The organism is Mesorhizobium sp. BE184 (assembly GCF_031457045.1).
In the GTDB taxonomy this organism is placed as follows: Bacteria; Pseudomonadota; Alphaproteobacteria; order Rhizobiales; family Rhizobiaceae; genus Mesorhizobium.
Genome location: NZ_JAVDVU010000001.1, coordinates 420,112 through 443,729 on the forward strand (window position 1 = coordinate 420,112; position 23,618 = coordinate 443,729).

The window sequence follows — 23,618 nt, forward strand, 5'->3', positions numbered from 1 at the left end:
CTTGGCAAGCGCAGACGATGTCGTCTGTCCGCGCTTACGACAATGGCGCCTTGTCTTCGAGGCCCGTGACCTTGAGCGCGAAGGCGTAAGTGAAGGCGACTTCCTCCAGCCGCGAGAAGCGCCCGGAAGCGCCGGCGTGGCCGGAATCCATGTTGATCTTGAACAGCACCGGGTTGCTGCCCGATTTCCGGTCGCGCAACCGGGCGACCCATTTCGCCGGCTCCCAATAGGTCACGCGCGGGTCGGTGAGGCCAGCCACCGCTAGGATGGGCGGATAATCAAGCGCTCCGACATTGTCGTAGGGCGAGTAGGCGGCGATGGTGCGGTAATCTTTCTCGGACGCGATCGGATTGCCCCATTCCGGCCATTCCGGCGGCGTCAGCGGCAGCGAAGCGTCAAGCATGGTCGAAAGCACGTCGACGAAGGGCACTTCAGCGATCAAGCCGGCGAAGGCGTCCGGCGCCATGTTGGCAACCGCGCCGACCAGCATGCCGCCGGCCGAACCGCCCTGCGCGACGATACGGTCGTGCGCCGTGTAGCCTTCCTTGACGAGATGCTGCGCCACCGCGATGAAATCTTTGAAGGTGTTGGTTTTCCTGTCGCGCTTGCCGTCCTCGTACCAGTGGTAGCCCTTGTCCTTGCCGCCGCGCGTATGGGCGATGGCATAGACGAAGCCGCGGTTGACCAGCGAGAGGCAGGCGGTCGAAAAGCCCGCCGGCATGGCGATGCCGTAGGAGCCATAGCCGTAGAGCAGGCAGGGCGCCGACCCGTCGAGCGGCGTGTCGCGATGATGCAGCAGCGAAACCGGCACCAATTCGCCATCCTGCGCGGGGGCCATGAGCCGGCGGGTGATATAGTGGTCCGGATCGTGGCCGGACGGCACTTCCTGCGTTTTCAGCAAGGTCCGTTCGCGCGTGCGCATATTGTAGTCGAAGAGCTGCGAAGGCGTGGTCATCGACGAATAGGAGAAGCGCATCACCTCCGTGTCGTATTCGTAGGAGCCGGAAAGGCCGAGCGAATACGCCTCCTCGTCGAAGGAGATGACATGCTCGTCGCCGGTTATGCGGTCGCGGACGACAATGCGCGGCAGACCGTCCTTGCGCTCAAGCCGCACCAGATGATCCTGGAAGCCGATGATCGACAGGATCAGCCGGCTAGGCTCATGCCGCACCAGTTCTTTCCAGTTGGCGCGCCGGGGGTCCTTGGCCGGCGCCGTCATGATTTTGAAATCCTCGGCGCCGTCGGCGTTCGTCAGCACGAAAAAGATGTCGCCGCCTTCCTCGAGATCGTATTGCAGACCCTCTTCGCGCGGTGAGACGATCACAGGTTCGGCAAGTGGATCGCTAGCACTCAGCAGCCGATATTCCGATGTCTCATGGTCGCTTATGCTGATCAGGATCCATTCGTTGCTGCGCGTGCCGCCGACGCTCATGAAGAATCCCGGATCGGTTTCCTCGTAAATCAGCCTGTCCTGCCTGGGGTCCGTCCCCACGGCGTGGAAGAAAACCTTGCAGGGCCGGTGGTTGGGATCGACATAGGTGTAGAGGAAGCCGCCGCTGTCGGCGGCCCACACACCCGAGCCCCCGGTATCGGGGACCAGGTCGGCCGCATCCTGCCCACCCGAAAGATCCCGCACGCGCAGCGTATAGAATTCGGAACCCTTGTCGTCGAAAGACCACAGGAGTTGCTTGTGGTCGGGTGAATGCTCGACGCCGCCGAGACGGAAATAGGAAAGGTCACCCGCCTCGGTGTCGCCGTCGAGAAGGACATGTTCCTCGCCGCCATCGCGGGGCGTGCGGAAATAACGCGGCCTCTGGCCGCCCAGCCTGAATGCCGAGCCGTAGGCAAAAGGACCATCCCGCATGGGGACGGAAGAATCGTCCTCCTTGATGCGGCCCTTCATCTCGGCGAACAGCGTCTGTTGCAGATCGGCCGTGTCGGCCATCAGGGCGCGCTGATAGGCATTCTCGGATTCGAGATGGGTACGGATTCCGGGCGCGAGCAGCGAGGGGTCGCGAAACACTTCCTGCCAGTTGTCAGCGCGCATCCACGAATATTCATCGCTACGCGCTATGCCATGGACGGTATGGGTGGTCGCCACTTTTTCAGGCCGCGGCGCCGCCGCGCTCGGAAACACTGCATTTCTGGTCATTGCATCTCGCTATCCGCTGTTGCGCGACGAATGAGCACGCCGATGCCATGCGGTTCAAGGGCGATATGAAAATTGTTGGGGAATTGACGTCGGCGCACTCCGGCTTGCCTCAAAATTTTTCAGCATGGAAGCTTTTATCCGGAAGATGTTTCCGATTGGGTGATTTATTCAGCTTACTCAGCGGCAGGCGAGGCAGATTTTCCACGTAAGGGTGGAGATTTTTGTGCGCGTATCTACTGGCTGCCCGTTCAAAGCTGTCCAAATAGTTATACGAATTGTAGCTATTGGGACGCTACAGCTAGTATCTCGGCAAAGAGAACAAATATATTTGCTGATCGAATTGACATACTTTTTGAACAAGTCCATTAAGAAAATCGTCGAGCGACTCGCAGCTTTATTGCCTGTGAGAATCGCATAACGCCCTTTCAAACAAAAATGGGGCGAAAAGTAGAACTCTCGTTGGGGCCTGAAAGACGATGGATATTTCCGAAACGCCATCAACCAACAGCGACATGCTGATCGAGTTGACCGCTGATGTTGTCGCGGCATACGTCAGCAACAATCCTGTGCCGGTTGGTGAATTGCCAAACCTTATCGCAGACGTTCACGCGGCCCTCGGCCGTGTCGGCGGTGCGCCCGAGCAGGCGCCGGTGGACAAGCAGAAACCTGCCGTGAACCCGAAGCGCTCGGTCCATGAAGAATACATCGTCTGCCTCGAGGACGGCAAGAAGTTCAAGTCGCTGAAGCGGCATCTGATGACCCACTATGGCCTGACGCCGGACCAGTATCGCGAAAAGTGGGGCCTCGATGCGACCTATCCGATGGTCGCGCCGAATTATGCGGCGGCCCGTTCCCAACTCGCCAAGAAGATGGGCCTCGGCCGCAAGCGCAAGGTCAGCAGATAAGCCCAACGGCCCTGCTATGCTTTGAGCGGCGCCTTCGGGCGCCGTTTGTTTTTCCGGCTTACTCCGGTTTGACCGCCTGCCGGGACGCAGGGACGCCGGTAAGATCGCGCAACCGGTCCAAAACCTGTTTCAGTGCGATGTGGCGGTTCAAATCGTAGCTCCAGTGGCGACGCATCCCTTTCAGACGCTCGCGTTCGATGACGCGTTCAAGGCGGCGCAAGATCCTGATCCTGCTTTCCGCCGGCTCCCGCAGGACAGCCGCCATATCCAATCCGCATGCAAGGCTCATTGCCGCCATCTGGCGGGCGTGATCGATTTCCGCCTGCTTGCGCGCGCGAAACTGCCGTGCGCCCTGTTCGAAACCTTCCATTCCCAAACCCCGCAATACTGCCAATGACCCGACTATCGGGGGCGCCGCGGACGCGGGGAAAGAAACAGCGGAGGTTTGTTCCTCCGGAAATTAAAACCGCAAGCTTTTCATGAACTTGCGTGAGCGGACCCTGGATACTTGTTCTTATTTTGTTCACAAGGCTTCGGTCACGGCATATAAGGAACTTATTCCTATCAAGGGGGAGAAGTTCTGTGCATTTGATGTCGCAAGCCGCGCCAAAAGAAGCTGAAGGCCCGACACAAGATGTCTCGCAGGCCGGCTGGCAGCCGACAGCCAAGCGCCGCGACGAGATCAGCGTCGAGATATGCGAATGCCTGATCGATATCGTTGCCGCGTTCTTCGCCGTTTCCAGCAAGGAACTGCGCAAGGCAGGACGGACGGCAGTTCCGGTTTCCCGCGTGCGGCAGATCGCGATGTATGTCGCCCATGTCGTCCTGCAACTGACCCAGGCGGAAGTGGGCAGGGGTTTCGGCCGTGACAGGACGACCGTGCTCCACGCCTGCCAGGTCATCGAGGACATGCGCGACGATCAGGAGTTCGACCGCGTCGTGCAAGTGGTGGAGCGCATCGCCCACGCCGCTTTCCGGAACCGCCTGGATATCTGATCGTGGAAAATCTGGAGGGTTTTCCCGAAGGCGGGCACCGCGTGCTGCGCTTCCTGGCCGCTGGACCGGCTTCGCTGCGGCCGGCCACCGCCACTGGCAAGGTGCTGCTTGAACATGAAACGCGCGGCACCATTGCCGTGAACCGCACCGTGTGGGACGCCATGACGACACAAGGCCTTGTGGCGCCGAACTCGCACACCGCAGCCCTTTCCGCCGAAGGAGCGCGTCTGGCGCAAAGGCTTCTCGCGGCGAGACTGGAAAGTTCTTCCAGCCAGCGGGATCTCGACACGATTACGGTGGAAACTGAGGCTGGCCCCGGCGTGGTGCTGGCAAACATGGCGGAATCGCCGCTGAGCCAGTTGGCGCGCAGGAAGGGCAGGGACGGTGCGTTGTTTCTGACCCGGCGAGAGTTCGACGCCGGCGAACGATTGCGCGCCGACTATACGCGCGGCCAGATCATGCCGCGCCTCGGCGCCAACTGGATCGCCAGCGTGTCGTCCGGAAAACGCGGGTCGGGCGGCGGCATGGTCGATCTGACCGACGCCGCGCTCGCCGCGAGACAGCGCGTCGACAGAGCAATCGCCGCAGTCGGACCGGAACTTGCCGGCGTGCTGATCGACGTCTGCTGCTTTCTGAAGGGATTGGAACTGGTCGAAATGGAACGCGGCTGGCCCGTGCGGTCGGCTAAAATTGTGCTGAAAACGGCTTTGGCGGCGTTGGCCCGGCACTATCACCCGGCAGTAACTGGGACGCATCGCCGGCAGGCATTGCATTGGGGTGCTGAAGACTACCGCCCAAGCATCGACTGAATCTATTCAGGCAGTGCTTGCAAGGGCGGCCTCGGCGTCGCGCTTGATGCGCTTGACCATCGAGCGAAGGCCGTTGGCGCGCTGCGGCGACAGATGTTCGTCGAGCCCCAGCGTCTTCAACGTTTCCTCGGCGTCTGTGCTCAAGATGGTGCTCGCCTTCTGTCCGGAAAACAGCGCCAGCATGATGGCAACCAGTCCCCGAACGATGTGCGCGTCCGAATCGCCCTCGAATGTCAGAACGGGATCGCGGCCCGATCCGTATTCGGTCGTCAGCCAGACCTGGCTCACGCAACCGGGCACCTTGTTCATCGCGATCCGCTGGGCATCGGGAAACTCGGGCAAGGCCTCACCCAGTTCGATCACGTAGCGATAGCGGTCCTCCCACTCTTCCAGCAGGGAGAAGTCGTCGCGGATCGTCTGGATCGTCGTGCCCATGCGCCGGATATAATCACCCGGCCGCGCAAGGTCACGGAAAAAGAAGCACCGCAGCCGGAGGTCGGAGGCTGCGGTGTCGCCTTGGAGGGCGAAAAAGAAGAGGCGTAGACTTGGAAGCGGAAATCAGTTCTTCGGCAGAACGCTGCCGGTCAGATTGACGGTGTCCGGCAGTTCGACCGTTTCGGTCGGTCTGGCTGTGGCGGCCGGGGCAACAGCGTCGTCGTCCAGCATCTCGGCGGCAATCGCCGCGGTGTGCCTGGCGCGGACGGTGATCGTGTGCATGGCCGATTTGCCGGTTTCGCAGACTTCCGGCTTGCGTTCGCAAATGCCGGCGATGTCGCCGACTGCCTCGCGCGCGGCCATCAACGCCTGCAGGGGACCAACAGCCTCGCGGCCCGTCTCGTCCGTGCCCGTTCCAAGCGGCAGCGCCAGGAGCACCAGCGAAAACCAGAATGCGGCTCTTATCAGCAAGCCCATGGGATCGACCTCTCTCGTGACGGGCCTCGCTCAGTCGGCTTGGCCTCGTTTATTGAGGCTATCATGACATGGCCGGACGAAGGACGACTTTCAAACGAAGCGAAAAATTTCGGCAAATTTTATGCAAATTCGAAAGGTCCCCTTTCCATTTGGTCCTGTCTCGAATCGGGATCGGTTTCTTCAGGTTGGATTAACCATGCAAGTCATTGATTATGATCAGATAAAATCGACAGGTGGAGTCATGTCGATTTTGCGTTCGTCCGCACCTTCGAATGCCCGGCTAACGGCCCGTTTACTATGGCGGCAGATCGGGTGGGATGACGCGCCGATGAGCCCGACATTTGCCGGGGAAAGTCCTTTCCGCGGCCCTGTTTTATCCTTTCCTTAAACGCTGGATGCGAGGGTCGGAGCAACCAAGGATCTGCCAAGCAGACAGGTACGGGTGCGTTGCGTTGAGTTCGTTTGTAAACAGAGTCTCCGATTTGTCCGACGCCATCGCGTCGGGTTGCGAGCGCCTGGTCAATCCGGGCGTCACGGAGGAGTCTCAGCGTCAGAGTCATCGGCGCTTCATCGGTCAGGCGCTTGTCGCTCCCTTTCTTCTGGCGGGCGCCGCGGTGACGCTGGCCACTTCCAGCATCGGCGCCGGCGTCACTGTCGCCGTGATATTTGCCGTTTTCGGTCTCGGCTGGTTCACTGCACTGGCGGCCGCAACCGCTGCGCGGCTTGGCTGGACAAAGCATATTGCCTTGTTCGTCGCCGCCCTGGGTATTGCCGGGCTGGTTGCCTCGGCCGGCGGCCTCGCATCGCCTGTTGCCCTTCTGGTCCTGATCCTGCCGCTGGAGGCCTTTTGGGTCACACCGTCACGGCGCGCCGCAATCGAAGGCGCGGTGGCCGGGTGCGCGGCAATCGTGCTGCAGTTCATCATTGGTACTGTCTTTCCGGCAGGCTCTGCCGTGCCGGCGGCCTGGCATTGGCTGATTCCGCTGGCATGGGCCATCACGTTCCTACCGCGGGCCAAAGCCTTTTTGACATCGTTCCATGACGGGCAGGAGCACTACCGGGAATTTGTCCTCGAAGACATAATCGATGCGGCAGTCTTCCGCTTCGGGCGTAACGGCGATGTCCTGGACGGAACCGGCAAGACCCGCGACCTGCTCAACATCGCGCCGGAATTGCTGACCGGCACCGGTCTGTTCGACCGCATCCATGTGGCCGATCGCGTCGCTTATCTCAGCGCTCTGGCCGACATGCGTGAGGGGGCGACCCGGCGCAAGGTTGACCTGCGCATCCGCCTGCCTCGGTCCGAAGCAGGCGAAGGTGGCAACAACCACGGGGATTTCTCACTCGAACTCGCGCAACCGGCTGCGACCGGCGCGACGGTCGGCATCCTGACTACGAATGACGATGTGGTGGAGTTGCGGCGGGCACTGACAGCTGCCGGGGAAACGGCGGCAAGCGCCGATGTCGCCAAGTCGCGCTTTCTGGCCGCCGTCAGCCATGAGCTGCGCACGCCGCTCAACGCCATTCTCGGCTTCTCGGACATGCTGCTGCACGAGATGTTCGGCTCCTTCAAGGACCCGCGACAGAAGGAATATGTCGCCCTCGTCAGGGAGTCGGGCCAGCACCTTCTCGATGTCGTGACGTCCATACTTGATGTCTCGCGCATCGAGTCGGGCGCCTATTCGGTTCAGCCCGAGGCCTTCCGTTTTTCCGATGCGGTCGGCATGTGCCAGTCGATGATGCAATTGCAGGCCGAGAAGAAAGGCATCGCGCTCGACACCCGCCTCGGGCCGGATATCGGGGAAATCGCGGCCGACCGCAGGGCGGTGCAGCAGATTCTCATCAATCTGGTTTCCAACGCCGTCAAATTCACGCCCGACTACGGCAATGTGGTCATCGGCGCGAGCCGGGTAGGCTCGCGGCTTCATTTCTGGGTCAGCGACACCGGCATCGGCATCGCCGCCGACGATCTCGCCAAGCTCGGCCAGCCCTTCATGCAGATCCAGAACGACTATACGCGCCGGTTCGAAGGCACCGGTCTCGGCCTTTCCCTGGTGAAGGGGCTGGTCGAACTTCACGATGGGACGATGTCGGTTGAGAGCGCGCCTGGAATGGGCACCAAGGTTTCGGTCAGCCTTCCCGTCGATGGCCCGAAAGAGCGCCTTTCGAAACAGGTGGTGCTGCCAATGACCGCGAAGACTACGAAAGAGGAACGCGATGGCTCGCTCCGCAAAACGGCCTAGCAAGAAGGCTCCCGCCAGACGTCACAGCGCCTTTCAGGACGGCGCGGTGGCCGTGGGCGGCTTCATTTCCAGCAACCCCATCCTGGTCGGCGGCTCGACGGCCTTTCTGGTGACGCTCTTCTACGTGTCGGCCAATGCACTTTGGTATCAGCCATATCCACATTCGGGCGCTTTCTTCGAGACGCGAAGCATCGAGCATTTTCCCGCTCCGGTGATGGAGCCTGAAACGACGATCAACATAGAACGCCCCGCCGTCGCGGCTCCGGCGGTCGGCGATCCGGCGGTGAAGCGGGTCCAGGGCGTGCTGAGGGATTTGGGTTTCTACGGCGGCACGGTCGACGGGTTGACCGGACCCAATACGCGTAGCGCGGTCGAAGCCTATCAGCGCAAGGTCGGCCTGACTGTCACCGGGTCGATCGACGACACGCTGATCGAGCAGCTCGGCGCAACGACGGCCGCCGTTCCGAAGCCCGCCGCGCGGTCCGACTCTGCCGCGAGCCTGGTGTTGAAAGCTTCGGTCGAAACCGAAACCCAGCCGCCGAGCACGAATGACAGGATCGTCAGGATCCAGGCCGGCCTCAAGGCGTTCGGCAACAACGACATCAAGCTCGACGGTGTCGTCGGCGGGCAGACCAAGGCGGCGATCCGCGAATTCCAGTCGCTGTTCGGCCTGCCGGAAACCGGCGAACCGGACGAGGTGGTCTACACCAAGATGCGCGAAATCGGCCTGACAAACTGATCGCATCGCGAACAGTAGCAATTCCCGCTATGTTGGCTCCCAGTCAGGAGTCATGAATGCGGGTCACAACGGACTTTTGGGTTTCGGCCCTGATACGGCGGATCTTTGGCGCTGGTGGTTTCGCCGCCGTTGTCCGGCGCGGCGCCACCGAGGCCGGAGCCGTGTTTATCCTGGTGCGGGGCAGGCTAGGGGAGACGGACCTGTTTGGGCCGGCGCCGCAGACGACCTACGATTCGGCCAAGCCCGACGAGCGCTTTTTCAGCCGTCTGGATACCGGTGGCGATCCGGACGCGGCGGAAGCGCGCCTGGCAAAGGAGCAGCGCTTCGATTCCGACATATGGGTCGTCGAGATCGAGCCCGGCCCGCTTGCCGTCGAGGAATTGATTTCCGTCAGGCTCTGAGGCCGGCGCCGGCTTTCGCGGCCGCCGGACTGTCGGTGTTGGCGGTCGGAGACCGCGGCCCGACCGCATGGGAAATCGCCTGCGCTTTCCATTCGCGGATACGGTCGCGGATCGTATCGTGTCCCAGGGCGCGATAGCGTTCGAGGAAACGCCTAATGGCCTCCGGATGCGGAAACGATGCCGGGAATACGGCAACCGCGATGAGGAAGGCCTGGTCTTCGCTCAGTTCCAGGGAGCGGAGCGCCGTCAGCAGGAGTGAGTAGTCCGACGACGCGGTGAGGCACCGGGCTGTCATCAGATCGACGCCGAGGCAATCGGCAAGCGCCGTCTGGAAAAATGCGGCGTGGCCGGTGAGCGCCGTCTCCCGCAATTTGTCATAGGTCTGGAATTCGGCCCGCTGATCCGGCTTGTGCCCGGCGACCATGATGGCGCGGAGGCGGTGGCGCGTTTCTTCGGCCGCCTTGCCCGGAGTTTGTGCGATGCGGGGCGCGGGCGCCGTTTCGGGGACCTGAGGCTTGGGGGCCACGCTTTCAGGTTCGCGGGAATGGACCAGCGTCGGCTTCTCCAGCGCCTTGATGAGATCGGTGATGGCCGGGTTCAACTCCTTGCGTCGCGCGATGGCGCGCGCATGAGGAAGTCCGTGCCGCCCGATCAGCGCTATGAGGTCGATGTCGGCAAGCGCCTTGGACCGGACCAGCAGCGGCGCCGCGATGTCCACCGGCTCGTCGCACAGACGCAGCACCAGCCCGATGGGCGGATGGTCGCATTCTGAAAGGGCCGCGGCGACGAAGCGTCGGGACTCCGCCGAGACGCTGTCGAAGAGCGGCAAGGTGAGATCTTCCAGTTGAGCGATTTCCCGCTTGGAGGGCCGGGTCAGCTGGCAGAAGGCGGCGACGACGGCGCGGAAAAGCCGTTCAGCCTTGCCGGATTCGGTTCTGGCAGCGATGTGCCGGAAGTCGGGATATGACACTGGGTACGCCTTACACTTTACACGGTCTGCAACCTCGGTCGCCTGTGTGGCGGTTTCGCGGTCGCAGAAACAAAGATCAACTTATCGGCGATCCGTTAGCGTTCCGTTAACCCTCTGGTGGCCTTATCGTTTATGGAGGCGTTGCGTTGTGCTCCGGGGTAACCGAGAGGAATACGCGAACATGGGCAGGATACTGTCTTTCACGCCGCGTAACGCGGCATCAGGACAAACGTCACAAACCTTGGGCCCGGCCGCGGCCATCATCATCTTTCCCGGTGTCCGCTACGAAAAGCGGCTGGACGATGAACGCGACGGCAATGTCGCCGCAGGTCAGGCGGGGCAGAGCAAGTCCGAGCCACGGCACTAACCAGCCGGCCTTGCCTGGCACGCGCTGTCCTCAAGGAAGCGCGATACGGCCGGCTCCCAACTGCTGTCGGGAGTGAAGGCCCGGATCACGGCGATGCCTTCGTTGGCCGGCACCTCGATGAAGACCGAACTTTCGAACTCGGGCGGCAATTCCTTGCGCACTTCGAGCATTTGGGCCGGAGTCAGCACGACGGCGTCCAGCACGCCGTTTATGACGCTGTGATCGTTGAGGCTGTAAAGGATGTGCCCGCCGCGGTCGTAGACGGCGACAGACCAGAACGGCACCTTGCCCGGCGCTTTGATCTGTAGCATTCCATCCCCAAGATCGAACCGGCAAGCCGCCGCCTGGAACAGCGGGTCGACCCCCTTTACGACAGGGGCGGCGGCCGGTTCCGCATCGAGCCGCACCATCGTGTAGAGCCCGGAAACTTCCGACAGGCGGGACCAGGCGTTGCGGTCCGAGAATTCCGGCACGAGAAACAAGACGACGATATGAACGATGCCGGCGCCCAGAATGCCCAGCATGATGGCATGCAGCAGCCTACGCATCGCAGGCCACCTTGCGTATCAGCGGCATATCGATGTCCGACAGGCCGGTGCTGCTGGCGATGGGCGTATCGTAAAAGGTGAGAACGAAACTGAGGCCGCCGGCCCCGTTGATCGGGAGCCAGTTGCCGGGCGAGGGACGTTTGCCGACGGAGATCGTCGCCGAATTGTCGGGTTGCCGCAGGATTTGATACGAGTGCAGCGCCGCCGGACGCGGCTTGCCGGTATCGATGACGGCGCGGGCCTCGTCGGCCCCGTAAAGCGTCCAGAACCGGGCAGTCGGGTAACTGCCCTCGATCGCGTAGCTGCATTCGCGGCGCAGCGGCCGGCCTTCATTGTCTCGCTCGGCGACAAAGGAAAGCCCTTCCGCCCTGCCGAGGGCCAGAACGCCTTCCCGCGCCACCCGTGCCTGCGAGTAAGGATCGGCATCGGGCGTGCCGAGGTCCGGGAACGCTGTCCATTGCCCGATCGTGATGGCGCCGACGCCACCCTCAGCCTTCAATGCGTACCAGACGCTGGCGCCGCCGCCGCCGATGGCGATGGCGAGTGCGACAAGGATGGGAAAGACGGACTTGATCATGCGCAGCGGAATGGAGGGCAGGGGACCACGGCATATCGCGCGGCGACCGTTGCTGGCAAGCACAGCGCCATTTCGGTGCGGTCCGGCGAACTGGCTTCCTGCCGATGCGTCACAATGCCGACAGCGCCTCAGGTCCGGTCCTGGGTTGAAGTGCCGGCGCCGAACGGAAGATTCCGCTGAGTTCACGCAACAGCCGGGTGGTCCGGCTTGAAAGGACTGGAGGCCGATCGGCCTCTGCTTTCGCAGCTTCTTCCGCCGCCAGCTTCTTTTCCGCTTCTCCAGCCTTGGCCGCGATCTTGGGATCGACGAAAGGATGGTCGATGCCCGGTATCGGCTTCAGGTCGATGTTCTGGTGCGCATAGACCATCAGCCGCTGCCAGATCATGGCGGGCAGCGAACCGCCCGTCATGTTGCGGCTGGGGCTGAAATCGTCGTTGCCGAGCCAGACGGCTGCGGTGTAGTTGCCGGTGAAACCGACATACCAGGCGTCGCGATAGGATTGTGTCGTGCCGGTCTTGCCGCCGGAGCGGATGTTGGGCAGCGCCGCACGCCGCGCCGTGCCGATCTCCGGCACCTGCACCAGCATCGAGTTCATGGATTTGAGCGCCTGCTCGCTGAGCACCCGGTGCGGCGGCGGTGCATCCTTGCCGAAATCGTAGACCACTTCGCCGGTGTGCGTAACAAGCTGGGTGATGCCGTGCCGGCTGCCTGCAAAGCCGTTCTGGGCGAAGACGCTGTAGCCGGTCGCCTGGTCCATCACCGTCATGCCCGATGTGCCGAGGACTGTGGTTTTGAAGCTCTCCAGCGGCGATTCAACGCCCATGGCATGCGCCATGGCGACGATCGGCGGGATCGACAGATAGTCCTTGGCCAGCCGGACCGGCACGGTGTTGATGGATTTCACGAAGGCGGTCAGCAGCGTGATCTTGCCGGAATAGCTGCGGCCGTAATTCTTCGGCATCCAGCCGCCCCAGTTGATCGGGCCGTCCGAAATGGCCGATTCCGGCTTGAAGCCATGCTCCATCGCCGTGGCGTAGACATAGGCCTTGAAGGATGAGCCGGCCTGCCGCAGCGCCTTGGTGGCGCGGTTGAACTGGCTGGCGCCATAGTCGCGGCCGCCGACGATCGCCCGCACCGCGCCGTTCGTCTCGATCACCACCACCGCGCCTTCGGCTACGTTATACTCCTTGCCGTACTGCCGCAGGTGGAATTCGACCGACTCTTCGGCTGCCTTCTGCAGATTGGCGTCGAAGGTCGTGTGTGCCACCAGCGAATGCTGTCCCGACTTGGCGGCGATGCGCTTCACCTCCTCGAACGCCCAGTCGAGGAAATAGTCCGGGCTCTTCTGCTCGCCGCGATCGACGACATCGGCGGGATGCAGCCGCGCCTGCAGCACCTGGCCCTCGGTCATGAAGCCGCTATCGACCAGATTGGTCAGCACGACATTGGCGCGGGCGCGCGCCGCCGGCAGGTTGATATGCGGCGCGTATTTCGTCGGCGCCTTGAACAGCCCCGCCAGCATGGCCGCCTCGGCGAGGTTCAGGTCCTTGACGCTTTTGCCGAAATAGAAATCGGCCGCCGCCTCGATGCCGAAAGTGCCGCCGCCCATGTAGGAGCGGTCGAGATAGAGCTGCAGGATTTCCTTCTTGGACAGATTGGCTTCCAACCACAGCGACAGGAACGCTTCCTTGACCTTGCGCTCCAGCGTGCGCTCATTGCTGAGGAACAGGTTCTTGGCCAGTTGCTGGGTGATGCTCGAGCCGCCCTGCACGACCGAATTGGCGCGCACGTTCTCGGTCAGCGCGCGCGCCAGGCCGAGCACGTCGATGCCGTAATGATCGAAGAAGCGCCGGTCCTCGGTCGCCAGCACCGCCTTGATGACGGGGTCCGGCATGGCATCCACCGGCACGGAATCGCGCTGGATGATGCCGCGCTGGCCGATCTCGTTGCCGTAGCGGTCGAGGAAGGTGACGGCGAAATCGTCCTGCGCGCGCCAGTCGCCGCCGGTTTCCTGGAAGGCGGGCAGCGCCAGCGCCAGAAGCACCACCGAACCCGCGGCGCCCATGGTGAACCCTTCGCCGGCCAGTTCGAATAGCCAGCGCCGCCATCCCTTGACGCGGAAGCGCCGGAAGAAAATCGTCGCCGCTTCCCAGAATTCGCGCGCCGCGAAGCCGACCTCGTAGAGCGAGGAATCCAGCCATGCGTCGAGCGCCAGCAGCCACGCGGCGACAGGCCCTCTTTTTCTGTTCGGCTCGAAAGGCTCAGTCATCCCGACTTCCGGCGTTCCCCGACGCCAAACTGGCAGCGCATGCGGGCAATTTCAGGGCACCGCAGTCGGGGAGGAGTTGTCTATGATTTATCGGGGAGGGGCAAGGGTGGGAGGGCTGCCAATTCGGCAGGAAAAAAGATTAGCCGAAATAGGAATATATTCTTGACACCGTAACGGTGGTTTGGTAGTCTCGCTCTATCGTCGGAAAAGTGCGCCGACGGGGTTGCCGGTCCTGATTGTCCGACCGGCTCAGCAAACAGATCTGGGTGCCATGATAACCGGTGTGGAAACGCAGTGGGTCGCCATACGTGCGCTTTTCGAAGGCGCGGCGCTTACGCCCGAAAATCTGTCGGAAGCTTCCGGCTACAAGCTGGCTACCGTGCGCCGGGTCGCGCGCCAGCAGGGGTGGCGCTCCGGTTTCGCGGCGCGTCTGGCTTCCGGCGAGCTGCCCGATCAGGAGGCGCGGCTGCGGCTGCTGCTCGACGGTGCCATTTCCCGCGCCGAAGCGGCGGAACGGGAAGGGCGCTCCGACAAGACCTTGATCGACGCTATTTCCGCCATCATGCGGACACTCGAAAAAATCGGCGAAATCACGCGCGGCGAAAGCAGCGCGAAAGAGAACCAGATAAAACGAGATGCGGACATGGCCGACGCGCTCCGGCGCATCGATGAGCGGATCGTCGAACTCGCACGGGACTACGCCCGGCAGTTGGACGCAGCAGGCTCTGGGGCGGGCGAAAGCCGAGCTTCTTTACGATGAGTGGGTCAGCCACGCGCGCTGGGCGCAATATGGCCGCGATGCCGCGGACACCTGGCTGGTGCTTGGCGGGCGCGGCGCTGGAAAGACCCGGCTCGGCGCCGAATGGGTCAACAGCCATGTGCGCGGCTTTCCGCCGCTGGCCGAGCGGAAATACGGCCGCATCGCGCTGATCGGCGAGACGCTGGCCGACGTGCGCGACGTGATGATCGAAGGTCCGTCCGGCATCGTCACGCTGTCGCGGCATGACCGGCCCCGCTTCGAGGCGAGCCGCCGGCGTCTGGTGTGGGACGACGGATCGGTCGCGCTGATGTTCTCGTCGGAGGATCCCGAAAGCCTGCGCGGCCATCAGTTCGAGGCGGCATGGTGGTCAGGCTCCCCGCGTCCGGAAACGGATCCGAGTTTCTCGTCACCGATGTCGAGGACGGCATTCTGAGGACGGTTTCGGCCCGGCAGATCCTTGCTGTCCCGCCGTCGCCCTGGCGGTCTTCGATTCCCGCGGCGTTGCCGGTTGTTTCGGTTGCCATAGGCAAGCCTCACACACTGTTTCTCGATCTGCCGGCGGGGATCGGAAGCAACGAAGCGCAGAACCAGTTCCGCGTGGCGCTGTGGCAAACGCCTTGGGTGGCCAGAACTTTGTCTGTCTCTCCCGAAGATACGGGCTTTGCCGTCCGCGCGACAGTCGGCCAGCCGGCGCGGCTCGGCAAACTGACCGAACCCTTGCTTCCCGGCTTCGAAGGACGGGTCGCCAAAACGACGTCCATCTCGGTCGAATTGTTCGAGTCCGAGGTTGCGAGCGTCAGCCGGCTCCAGCTTCTCAATGGCGCCAATACGGCTGCCGTCCGCTCGGCATCCGGCGCGTGGGAAATCCTGCAGTTCGAGACGGCTGAGCAGATCGGCGCGGAAATCTGGAAGCTTTCAGGTCTTTTGCGCGGCCAACTCGGAACCGACGACGCGATGCTGGTTGGAGCTTCGTCAGGAGCCGACTTCGTTTTGCTGGACGATGCTGTCGTGCCGGCGGGGCTGCTCGCGGGCGAAATCGGACTGCAACTCAACTGGCGCGTCGATGGGAGCTTTATCGATTCCCTGACCGATAATGCCACGACCGAGGCCGTTGGCGGCGTGCGCGCACTGACACCGCTGTCGCCTGTTCATCTGAAAGCCCATCCGGCCGATGGAGATCTGGCTGTCTCGTGGATGCGCCGCGGCCGTATCGATGCCGACCGCTGGGATGGCGGCGACATTCCGCTTGGCGAGGATGTCGAACAATACCGCATCGAAATCGCGCCGGCGGGCGGAGCAATTGTCCGGACCGCGACAACCTCCGAACCGTCTTGGCTCTACGAAGCCGCGTCCATCGCTGCCGATCTCGCCACTGCCGGAGAGATTGATGTGACGGTCCGTCAATTCAGCGCGGCGGTCGGCTGGGGTGTGCCGGCGCGCCGCCGCTTCACGCTTCCATGACGTATCGCAATCAGAAAAGGAAACGGAAATGGCGACAAGCAAACCCTGGTACCTGTCCCGGACGATCTGGGCATCGATCATCACCATTCTCACCGGCACCGCCGGCCTGACGGGCATACCTGTCGACGGGATCGACAGTTCGGCCTTCACCGACACGGTTTTGCAGGCGGTCAGCGCGATTTCCGGCCTTGTTGCGGTCTTTGGCCGGTTGTCCGCAAAGGAAAGGATCGGATAGAGTGTTTCACAGCGTCGCCGCGCGGCGGGATGCAAACGGAGAAGGGAACTTCGATTGAGGGCGACGTTCATTTCACGTTCAGCACCCATGCGGTAGAGCATTCGGTATGAACAAGTCGCGTTTCTCAGTGGGATCAATGGTGCTGGCGCTTTGCGCCGGCGCGTTGTTTGCGCCGCAGGCCGGGGCTGCTCCCCGGCCTCAGCCTTCCCGTTCCGATACTCTGCTCACGGTTGCCTCCGATTGCTACGCGATCGGACAGGAGGTCGCCGCCCAGAAAGGCGGGACGCTCGCCAAAGCGTCGCAGTCGACACGCGGCGGGCAGGCTGTTTGCGTTGTCGTTGTCCTCGTGCCTGGCAAGGATGGCCAGCGGCCACGCCGCGCCGAGATTGTCGTGCCCCAGAATTAACTGCCCGTTCTTGCAATACGGGAATCGGCTATACCTTGCTCCGTGTTGGAGCCAACCGCATAGGGTTGCATGCGCATACTGGTTGTCGAGGATGACAAGGACCTGAACCGGCAGATTTCCGATGCGCTGTCGGATGCCGGTTACGTGGTTGACAAGGCGTTCGATGGCGAAGAGGGGCATTTCCTCGGCGACACCGAGCCTTATGACGCCGTGGTTCTCGATATCGGCCTGCCGCAGATCGATGGCATCAGTGTCGTGGAACGCTGGCGCCGCGCCGGTCGCAAGATGCCGGTCCTCATCCTTACCGCCCGCGACCGCTGGAGCGACAAGGTTTCCGGCATCGATGCCGGCGCCGATGACTACGTCACCAAGCCTTTCCACATCGAGGAAATTCTCGCCCGGGTTCGCGCGCTCATCAGGCGCGCCGCGGGCCATGCCTCGTCCGAGCTGACCTGCGGTCCGTTGCGACTGGACACCAAGGCGTCGAAAGCTGACGTCGATGGCGTGCCGCTGAAACTGACTTCGCACGAGTATCGGCTTCTGGCCTATCTCATGCACCACAAGGACGAGGTGGTCTCGCGCACGGAGCTTGTTGAACACCTCTACGATCAGGATTTCGACCGCGACTCCAACACGATCGAGGTCTTCGTCGGCCGGCTGCGCAAGAAGATGGGCGTCGACATGATCGAGACAGTCCGCGGCATGGGCTACCGTATCCGCGAACCGGAGGTCTGAGGCGGAACAGGCTCCCACCAGACGCGTGCCGGGTAAAGCGCCTTCGATGCGCTTCTGGTTCCGCTCGTTGACATTCCGGGTCGTCGCGTTTTCCACCGTCTGGGCGATCCTGACGCTTGTCGTCATCTTCACGCTGATCACGACCCTTTATCGCCAAGCCAGCGAACGCGGATTCGAGAGCCTGCTTTCGGCGCATCTGTTCAACCTCATCGGCTCGGTAGGCGTATCGGAAGGTGGCGCGTTGACCGGTTCACCCGATCTTGGCGATCTGAGGTTTTCCGAGCCGAATTCCGGCTGGTACTGGTCGGTGATGCCGGCCTCCGAGGGCGTCAGGGGCGAATTGCGCTCATCATCCATGACGAAATCGATCCCGTCGCCGAGCGTCACGGAGGTGCCGTTCAACATCGCCTTCCAGCGCAGCTACACCATCGACGGAATAGACGGCGAGCGGCTGCAGGTTTTCGAAAGCGAGTTTGTCCTCGACGCGAAGAACCGTGCCGCCCGCTTTCGCGTCATGGGCAACCAGTCGGAGCTCGACCGGGAGATCGGCGCTTTCCAGCGTCGCCTGCTGACCTATCTGTCCCTTTTCGGCATCGGCATGATCGCCATCAATGCCGCGGCCATCCTTCTCGGCCTGCAGCCGCTGCGTCGGGTTAGGAACGCGCTGGCCATGGTGCGCGAAGGCACCGCGCAAAGGCTCGACGGCAAGTTCCCCAGCGAGATTGAACCGCTCGCCAACGAAACCAACGCCCTGATCGAAAACAACCGGCGCATCGTCGAGCGGTCCCGGACCCAGGTCGGCAACCTCGCCCATTCGCTCAAGACGCCGCTGGCGGTGTTGATCAACGAAGGCAATGCGCTGGGCGGTGCCAAGGGCAAGCTGATCGTCGGGCAGGCATCCTCGATGCAAAAGCAGGTCGAGCATTATCTCCAGCGCGCTCGCGTCGCCGCCCAGCGCAACAGTGTCGTCTACCGCACGCCGGTCGGACCTCTGACGCAGCGCATGACGCGGGTCATGCGGAAGCTCAATCCCGATATTTCACTTTCGCTTTCGCTGCCGCAGGACGAGGTTGTCTTCGCAGGCGAGCGGGAAGATCTTGAGGAAATGCTCGGCAACCTGCTGGAAAACGCGATGAAATGGGCAAAAAGCACCGTCGCAATCTCGGTCGTGCCGCCGGTAGGCGAGGAAGATGCCGATGACAGATTTGAAATTGTCATCGAGGATGACGGACCAGGCATACCCGAAGACAAAGCCCGGGAAGTTCTCCAGCGCGGCAGGCGGCTGGACGAAACGAAACCCGGTACAGGCTTGGGGCTGGCCATTGTCGCGGACCTTGTCAACGAGTATGGAGGCGGCCTTGCACTGGAGAGGTCGTCACTGGGAGGGCTCAAGGCGAAGGTTCGCCTTCGCGGCGTTTCATGATGGCTGAAGCACGCAACAGGCCAAATTTCGGCCAAAGATCAACTATAACGCGATGCCAGCTGCGAGAATGCGGCTAGAACCGGGTTTAGCATGAAGAATCATCTGGCTATTTTTGCAGCGCTTCTGGTTGTTTCCGGTTGCAGCACCACAAGTTTGCAGCGCGGCCAGGATGTTGCGCCCAAGACCACGCAGCCCAGTCAGAGTGCTTCCGGCGGCGGGCGGGTCGGAACCGGGTTCATCGCGGCGATGAATGGCGGGCTGGTAGGCGGCAACATCGGGTCGGGGCTCACCGCCCAGGAAAAGCGCAGCGGCCTCGAGGCCGAGTACAAGGCCTTGGAATACACGGCGAGCGGGCAGCCGGTCGCCTGGAAAGGTGATCAGGCGAACCACTACGGCGAAGTGGTTGCCGCGCAGCCCTACCGGGTCGGCTCGCAGGATTGCCGACAGTACAGGCATACGGTCACCGCCGGTGGTCCGGCTGTCACTGCACGTGGAACGGCATGCCGGAACGCCGATGGAAGCTGGACGCCGTTGACCTGACAGGCCGGTCTGTTCCGCCAAAGCGTCGCAGGCGCCTTGTGTTGGCAGAAACGAGTGGCGCGGCTATGGGTGTGTCATGCTTTTTTGGGTCATAGCCGCTGCAATGACGCTGGCCGCCAGCCTTGCTGTCCTGCTGCCGTTGACCGCTCGCACTGGCACGGTATCCGCCGACACGAGCCATGATCTCGAAGTCTACCGCGACCAACTGGCCGAACTGGACAGAGACTTTGCGCGCGGGCTCATCAAGCCAGCCGAAGCCGAGCAGGCACGCGCCGAAATTGGGCGGCGCATTCTCCAGCTTGACCGAAACGAGCCTGCCAGTAACGCAAAGTCAGGCCCGGCAACGTTCGTGCGTATCGTGGCGGCCGCCGCCGTACTTGCCGTTCCTGTTCTGAGCTGGGGCCTCTATGCAGGCTTGGGTTCGCCGGATTTGCCGTCGCAGCCTTTGAGCAGCCGTCTGGCCAAAAATCCCGCGGAGAGCAGCGTCGATGAACTCGTCGCCCGCGCCGAGGCGCATCTGGCGGCCGATCCTTCCGACGGACGGGGTTGGGATGTGCTGGCCCCAATCTATCTGCGCATGCAGCGCTTTGACGATGCCGCATCCGCCTATCGCCACGCCATCCGGCTCGAGGGATCGACCGCCGCAAGGCAGGCCGGGCTCGGTGAAGCCATCGCCAACGTTTCCGGCGGGGTGGTTTCGGCCGAGGCTCAAGCTGCGTTCGAGGCTGCTCTGAAGATCGAGCCAACCAATCCCAAGGCGCGCTTCTATCTCGCCATGGCGCTGATGCAGGAGGGCCGCAAGCAGGAAGCCGCATCTGCGTGGCAGGCGATGCTCGTTGATCTTCCGCCGGATTCGCCATGGCATGGCGCGGTGACACAGGCTTTGGCTTCTGCTGGCGGGCAACCTGCAGATTCCGCCGGACCCGACGCGAGCGATGTTGCGGCGGCGTCGGCCATGAACGCGCAGGACCGCGACGCCATGATCGAAGGAATGGTCGCCGGTCTCGACGAAAAGTTGAAACAAAATCCGCGTGACCAGGAAGGATGGATGCGCCTCATTCGTTCCTACATGGTGTTGGGCAGGCACGACCAGGCACGCAACGCTCTCGATCGGGGCGTCGCCGCTTTCGGCGCCGCCAGCGACGAGGCGACCAAGCTGACCGCCTTCGCTACCTCGCTTGGACTCTCGGAAACGCGATGACACGCAAGCAGAAGAGATTGTCGGTGATCCTGGGCGGGCTGGCGTTTCTGGCCGCCGCCACCGGCCTGACCTTTTATGCGCTTGGCCAGAAAGCGTCCTATTTCTACATGCCGAGCGATCTCGCCGCCGCCACCTTGCAGCCGGGCCAGCGGATCCGGCTGGGCGGCTTGGTCGAAAAGGGCACCATCGTGCGGGAGCAGGGCGCGAAGGTCGCATTTTCGGTAACCGACCAGCACAGTTCGGTGAAGGTGACCTATACCGGCCTCCTGCCGGATCTCTTCCGCGAGGAACAGGGGGTCATCACCGAGGGCAGCTTCAATGCCGGCGGCACCTTCATCGCCGACAGCGTGCTTGCCAAGCACGACGAGCGCTACATGCCCAAGGAGGTCGCCGACGGCCTGAAGGCGAAGGGCGTCTGGCAGGAGAGCAGTCAGTAACATGGTTGAAATCGGCCATTTCGCGCTCGTACTTGCCTTTGCGCTGTCGCTTGTCCAGACGGCGGTGCCGCTGGTCGGCGCCCGGACCAGGAACGACCGACTGATGGCGGTGGCGGCGCCGGTCGCCATTTCCGGCTTTTTCCTGACCTTGCTGTCCTTTGCCGCCTTGGCGATCGCCTATGCGCAATCCGATTTCTCGGTCGCGAATGTGTGGGAGAACTCGCATTCGCTGCAGCCGCTCCTGTTCAAGATCACCGGCGCATGGGGCAACCATGAAGGCTCGATGCTGCTCTGGGTGCTCATCCTGACGTTCTTCGGCTCGCTGATCGCATTCTTCGGCGCCAACCTGCCGCCAACGCTGCGCGCCAATGTCCTGGCCGTGCAGGGCTTCATCGGCGCCGCCTTCTTCCTTTTCATCATCACGACGTCAAATCCGTTTGTCCGGCTATCGCCGGCGCCGATCGAAGGGCGCGACCTCAATCCTGTCCTGCAGGACCTCGGCCTCGCCATCCATCCGCCGCTGCTCTATCTCGGCTATGTCGGCTTTTCGGTTTGCTTCTCCTTTTCCGTGGCGGCGCTGATCGAAGGCCGCATCGACGCCGCCTGGGCGCGCTGGGTGCGGCCGTGGACGCTGGTCGCCTGGGTGTTCCTCACCGGCGGCATCGCCATGGGGTCCTACTGGGCCTATTATGAGCTCGGCTGGGGCGGCTTCTGGTTCTGGGATCCGGTCGAGAACGCCTCCTTCATGCCCTGGCTCGCCGGCACGGCGCTGCTCCATTCCGCCATCGTCATGGAAAAGCGCTCGGCGCTGAAAATCTGGACCCTGCTGCTGGCCATCCTGACCTTCTCGCTGTCGCTGCTCGGCACGTTCCTGGTGCGCTCCGGCGTGCTGACGTCGGTCCATGCCTTCGCCACCGACCCGACACGCGGCGTCTTCATCCTTTGCATCCTGATGTTGTTCATCGGCGGCGCGCTGGCGCTTTTCGCCGTGCGGGCGTCGTCGCTGACTGCGGGCGGCCTCTTCCAGCCGATCTCGCGCGAGGGCGCGCTGGTGCTGAACAACCTCTTCCTTACCACCGCGACCGCCACCGTATTGGTGGGCACGCTCTATCCGCTGGCGGTGGAAGCGATTTCGGCTGACAAGATTTCCGTCGGCGCGCCCTTTTTCGACCTGACATTCATTCCTCTGATGGTGCCGCTGCTTGTTCTGGTGCCGTTCGGACCCTTGCTCGCCTGGAAACGGGGTGACGTGTTCGCCGCCGCTCAAAGGCTGATGACGGCCTTTGCCGTGGCGCTGGGCGCCATGCTGGTGACGGCGCTGTTCGTCGACGGCAGTTCGGTTTTCGCCGTATTGGGCGCCGGGCTGGCGTTCTGGCTGATTGTCGGCGCGCTGACCGACCTTGCTGTGAAGTCGGGAGCCGGCTCCACCAGCCTGCCTACCATGGCCCGTCGTTTCACCGGCCTGCCACGCTCCATGTACGGCACCGCGCTCGCCCATATGGGTCTGGGGCTGACGACATTGGGAATTGTCGGCACGGTTTGTTTTGGAACCGAGAACATCCTGTCGATGCGCCCCGGAGAAAGTGTCACGGTTTCTGGCTATACGCTGCGCTTCGAGGGCCTGTACCCGGTGCAGGGTCCGAACTATGCCGAGGAGCGTGCCCGCTTCGCCCTGACCGGTTCAAATGGCGTTTCCGCTGGCGAGATCGTTTCCGCCAAGCGGCTTTATCCCGTGCGGCAAACGACGACCACCGAGGCCGGCATCCGGACCATCGGTCTCAGCCAGCTTTACGTCTCCATCGGCGACGATGCGGAGGACGGATCGCTCGCCGTGCGCATCTGGTGGAAGCCGCTGGTGACGCTGATCTGGATCGGCGCACTGGTGATGATGGCGGGCGGGACGATGTCGCTCATGGACCGGCGTCTACGGGTCGGCGCACCGTCGCGCCGCAAGCCTCAGCGCGCCATAGCCACATCATGAACAATTCTCGAATTTCGGCACTTCTGGCAGCCGCCATGCTCTGCGCGCTGACTTCGGGGCCTGCCTTTGCGGTTCGCCCTGACGAAATCCTGTCGGACCCGGTACTGGAAACGCGGGCGCGTACACTCTCGGAAGAGCTTCGCTGCATGGTCTGCCAGAACCAGTCCATCGACGAGTCGGATGCCGATCTGGCGCGCGACCTGCGGCTTCTGGTGCGCGAGCGCCTGAAGGCCGGCGACAGCGACGACGAAGTCATGGACTACATCGTCTCCCGCTATGGCGAATTCGTTCTGCTGAAACCCCGGTTCGATTTGAAGAACGCGCTTTTATGGGGAACGCCTGTCCTGCTCCTGCTCGCCGGAGGCCTGGTCATGCTGCGTGCTTCGCGTTCGAAGAAGATGGATGAAACCGCCGTGTTGACCGCACAGGAAAAGGCCACGCTCGACGAACTGTTGCGACGCGGCGAGTGACTGGCGCAAACCGCTTTTGAGAAGCCGGTCCCACATTACCAAAATTTCATTTACCGGAAATGGCCCCGTAATGTGAGCCGC

At 62.7% G+C, this 23,618-nt stretch carries 26 protein-coding genes and 1 pseudogene; 19 read left to right on the forward strand and 8 right to left on the reverse strand.

Annotated elements, in window-relative coordinates; all coding sequences use genetic code 11:
- Window positions 1-34: 34 nt before the first annotated feature.
- Window positions 35-2,152 (reverse strand): S9 family peptidase, encoded by a 2,118-nt coding sequence (locus tag J2X35_RS01960; protein WP_310180595.1) that lies wholly within the window; start codon window positions 2,150-2,152, stop codon window positions 35-37.
- Window positions 2,153-2,628: 476 nt separating this feature from the next.
- Between J2X35_RS01960 and J2X35_RS01965 the strand changes: the two genes are divergently transcribed.
- Window positions 2,629-3,057: a MucR family transcriptional regulator gene (locus J2X35_RS01965; RefSeq protein WP_310180597.1), complete on the forward strand. Its 429-nt coding sequence runs from the start codon at window positions 2,629-2,631 to the stop codon at window positions 3,055-3,057.
- A gap of 58 nt (window positions 3,058-3,115) precedes the next feature.
- Here the strand turns inward: J2X35_RS01965 and J2X35_RS01970 are convergent, their stop codons facing one another.
- The gene (locus J2X35_RS01970; protein WP_056107999.1) at window positions 3,116-3,427 is read right to left on the reverse strand and encodes a hypothetical protein; all 312 of its coding nucleotides are present in this window, start codon (window positions 3,425-3,427) and stop codon (window positions 3,116-3,118) included.
- A 221-nt stretch (window positions 3,428-3,648) separates the two neighbouring features.
- On the opposite strand from J2X35_RS01970, the gene J2X35_RS01975 reads away from it, so the two are divergent.
- Window positions 3,649-4,053 carry a helix-turn-helix domain-containing protein gene (locus J2X35_RS01975; protein ID WP_310183699.1) on the forward strand — a complete coding sequence of 135 codons (405 nt, stop codon included), beginning with the start codon at window positions 3,649-3,651 and terminating at the stop codon, window positions 4,051-4,053.
- A 2-nt stretch (window positions 4,054-4,055) separates the two neighbouring features.
- Entirely contained in the window at window positions 4,056-4,862 is an 807-nt protein-coding gene (locus J2X35_RS01980) for a DUF6456 domain-containing protein (protein WP_310180600.1), read from the forward strand.
- 6 nt (window positions 4,863-4,868) lie between these two features.
- Here the strand turns inward: J2X35_RS01980 and J2X35_RS01985 are convergent, their stop codons facing one another.
- Together J2X35_RS01985 and J2X35_RS01990 are read right to left on the reverse strand one after the other, a co-directional pair.
- Window positions 4,869-5,297: a SufE family protein gene (locus J2X35_RS01985; protein WP_056108007.1), complete on the reverse strand. Its 429-nt coding sequence runs from the start codon at window positions 5,295-5,297 to the stop codon at window positions 4,869-4,871.
- 123 nt (window positions 5,298-5,420) lie between these two features.
- Window positions 5,421-5,774 (reverse strand): DUF5330 domain-containing protein, encoded by a 354-nt coding sequence (locus J2X35_RS01990; RefSeq protein WP_310180602.1) that lies wholly within the window; start codon window positions 5,772-5,774, stop codon window positions 5,421-5,423.
- 515 nt (window positions 5,775-6,289) lie between these two features.
- Between J2X35_RS01990 and J2X35_RS01995 the strand changes: the two genes are divergently transcribed.
- The 3 genes from J2X35_RS01995 to J2X35_RS02005 are packed head-to-tail and all read left to right on the forward strand — an operon-like array spanning window position 6,290 to window position 9,157.
- Complete coding sequence (locus J2X35_RS01995) at window positions 6,290-8,017, forward strand: sensor histidine kinase (protein ID WP_405023191.1); 1,728 nt, start codon at window positions 6,290-6,292, stop codon at window positions 8,015-8,017.
- Window positions 7,992-8,756, forward strand: a complete 765-nt coding sequence (locus J2X35_RS02000) for a peptidoglycan-binding protein (RefSeq protein ID WP_310180605.1) — start codon at window positions 7,992-7,994, stop codon at window positions 8,754-8,756. The genes J2X35_RS01995 and J2X35_RS02000 overlap by 26 nt, the downstream gene beginning before the upstream one ends.
- Before the next feature lie 56 nt (window positions 8,757-8,812).
- Complete coding sequence (locus tag J2X35_RS02005; protein WP_310180607.1) at window positions 8,813-9,157, forward strand: DUF1491 family protein; 345 nt, start codon at window positions 8,813-8,815, stop codon at window positions 9,155-9,157.
- Here the strand turns inward: J2X35_RS02005 and J2X35_RS02010 are convergent.
- A complete protein-coding gene (locus J2X35_RS02010; protein WP_310180609.1) occupies window positions 9,147-10,127 on the reverse strand; it encodes a DUF2336 domain-containing protein in 981 nt (326 codons plus the stop codon). The genes J2X35_RS02005 and J2X35_RS02010 overlap by 11 nt on opposite strands.
- Window positions 10,128-10,308: 181 nt before the next feature.
- Here J2X35_RS02010 and J2X35_RS02015 point away from each other — a divergent pair, with 181 nt between their 5' ends.
- A complete protein-coding gene (locus J2X35_RS02015; RefSeq protein WP_156459742.1) occupies window positions 10,309-10,494 on the forward strand; it encodes a hypothetical protein in 186 nt (61 codons plus the stop codon).
- Here the strand turns inward: J2X35_RS02015 and J2X35_RS02020 are convergent.
- The 3 genes from J2X35_RS02020 to J2X35_RS02030 form a co-directional block, all read right to left on the reverse strand.
- Entirely contained in the window at window positions 10,491-11,042 is a 552-nt protein-coding gene (locus J2X35_RS02020) for a DUF1254 domain-containing protein (RefSeq protein ID WP_310180612.1), read from the reverse strand. The genes J2X35_RS02015 and J2X35_RS02020 overlap by 4 nt on opposite strands.
- Window positions 11,035-11,619, reverse strand: coding sequence for a DUF1214 domain-containing protein (locus J2X35_RS02025; RefSeq protein ID WP_310183702.1), 585 nt, complete (start codon window positions 11,617-11,619; stop codon window positions 11,035-11,037). Before J2X35_RS02025 ends, J2X35_RS02020 begins: the two co-directional genes overlap by 8 nt.
- 109 nt (window positions 11,620-11,728) lie before the next feature.
- Complete coding sequence (locus J2X35_RS02030) at window positions 11,729-13,888, reverse strand: PBP1A family penicillin-binding protein (RefSeq protein WP_310180615.1); 2,160 nt, start codon at window positions 13,886-13,888, stop codon at window positions 11,729-11,731.
- A gap of 223 nt (window positions 13,889-14,111) precedes the next feature.
- On the opposite strand from J2X35_RS02030, the gene J2X35_RS02035 reads away from it, so the two are divergent.
- The 12 genes and pseudogenes from J2X35_RS02035 (at window position 14,112) to J2X35_RS02090 (ending at window position 23,537) form a co-directional block, all read left to right on the forward strand.
- The gene (locus J2X35_RS02035) at window positions 14,112-14,648 is read left to right on the forward strand and encodes a hypothetical protein (RefSeq protein WP_156459743.1); all 537 of its coding nucleotides are present in this window, start codon (window positions 14,112-14,114) and stop codon (window positions 14,646-14,648) included.
- Window positions 14,557-15,012: pseudogene (locus tag J2X35_RS02040) on the forward strand (terminase large subunit domain-containing protein); the annotation flags it as partial. The gene J2X35_RS02035 and the pseudogene J2X35_RS02040, both read left to right, overlap by 92 nt.
- Entirely contained in the window at window positions 15,009-16,109 is a 1,101-nt protein-coding gene (locus tag J2X35_RS02045; protein WP_310180618.1) for a hypothetical protein, read from the forward strand. The pseudogene J2X35_RS02040 and the gene J2X35_RS02045, both read left to right, overlap by 4 nt.
- A gap of 28 nt (window positions 16,110-16,137) precedes the next feature.
- Window positions 16,138-16,344, forward strand: a complete 207-nt coding sequence (locus J2X35_RS02050) for a hypothetical protein (RefSeq protein ID WP_056108084.1) — start codon at window positions 16,138-16,140, stop codon at window positions 16,342-16,344.
- Window positions 16,345-16,450: 106 nt separating this feature from the next.
- The gene (locus tag J2X35_RS02055; RefSeq protein ID WP_056108086.1) at window positions 16,451-16,750 is read left to right on the forward strand and encodes a hypothetical protein; all 300 of its coding nucleotides are present in this window, start codon (window positions 16,451-16,453) and stop codon (window positions 16,748-16,750) included.
- Between the two features lie 69 nt (window positions 16,751-16,819).
- Window positions 16,820-17,485, forward strand: a complete 666-nt coding sequence (locus J2X35_RS02060; RefSeq protein WP_056108089.1) for a response regulator transcription factor — start codon at window positions 16,820-16,822, stop codon at window positions 17,483-17,485.
- A 46-nt stretch (window positions 17,486-17,531) separates the two neighbouring features.
- Entirely contained in the window at window positions 17,532-18,908 is a 1,377-nt protein-coding gene (locus J2X35_RS02065) for an ATP-binding protein (protein ID WP_310180622.1), read from the forward strand.
- Between the two features lie 90 nt (window positions 18,909-18,998).
- Window positions 18,999-19,448, forward strand: coding sequence for a hypothetical protein (locus J2X35_RS02070; protein WP_056108095.1), 450 nt, complete (start codon window positions 18,999-19,001; stop codon window positions 19,446-19,448).
- A gap of 76 nt (window positions 19,449-19,524) precedes the next feature.
- The gene (gene ccmI / locus J2X35_RS02075; RefSeq protein ID WP_310180624.1) at window positions 19,525-20,649 is read left to right on the forward strand and encodes a c-type cytochrome biogenesis protein CcmI; all 1,125 of its coding nucleotides are present in this window, start codon (window positions 19,525-19,527) and stop codon (window positions 20,647-20,649) included.
- Window positions 20,646-21,086 carry a cytochrome c maturation protein CcmE gene (gene ccmE / locus J2X35_RS02080; protein WP_056108100.1) on the forward strand — a complete coding sequence of 147 codons (441 nt, stop codon included), beginning with the start codon at window positions 20,646-20,648 and terminating at the stop codon, window positions 21,084-21,086. The genes ccmI and ccmE overlap by 4 nt, the downstream gene beginning before the upstream one ends.
- A 1-nt stretch (window position 21,087) precedes the next feature.
- The gene (locus J2X35_RS02085) at window positions 21,088-23,067 is read left to right on the forward strand and encodes a heme lyase CcmF/NrfE family subunit (RefSeq protein ID WP_310180628.1); all 1,980 of its coding nucleotides are present in this window, start codon (window positions 21,088-21,090) and stop codon (window positions 23,065-23,067) included.
- Entirely contained in the window at window positions 23,064-23,537 is a 474-nt protein-coding gene (locus tag J2X35_RS02090; RefSeq protein WP_310180630.1) for a cytochrome c-type biogenesis protein, read from the forward strand. Before J2X35_RS02085 ends, J2X35_RS02090 begins: the two co-directional genes overlap by 4 nt.
- The last annotated feature ends 81 nt before the right edge of the window (window positions 23,538-23,618 follow it).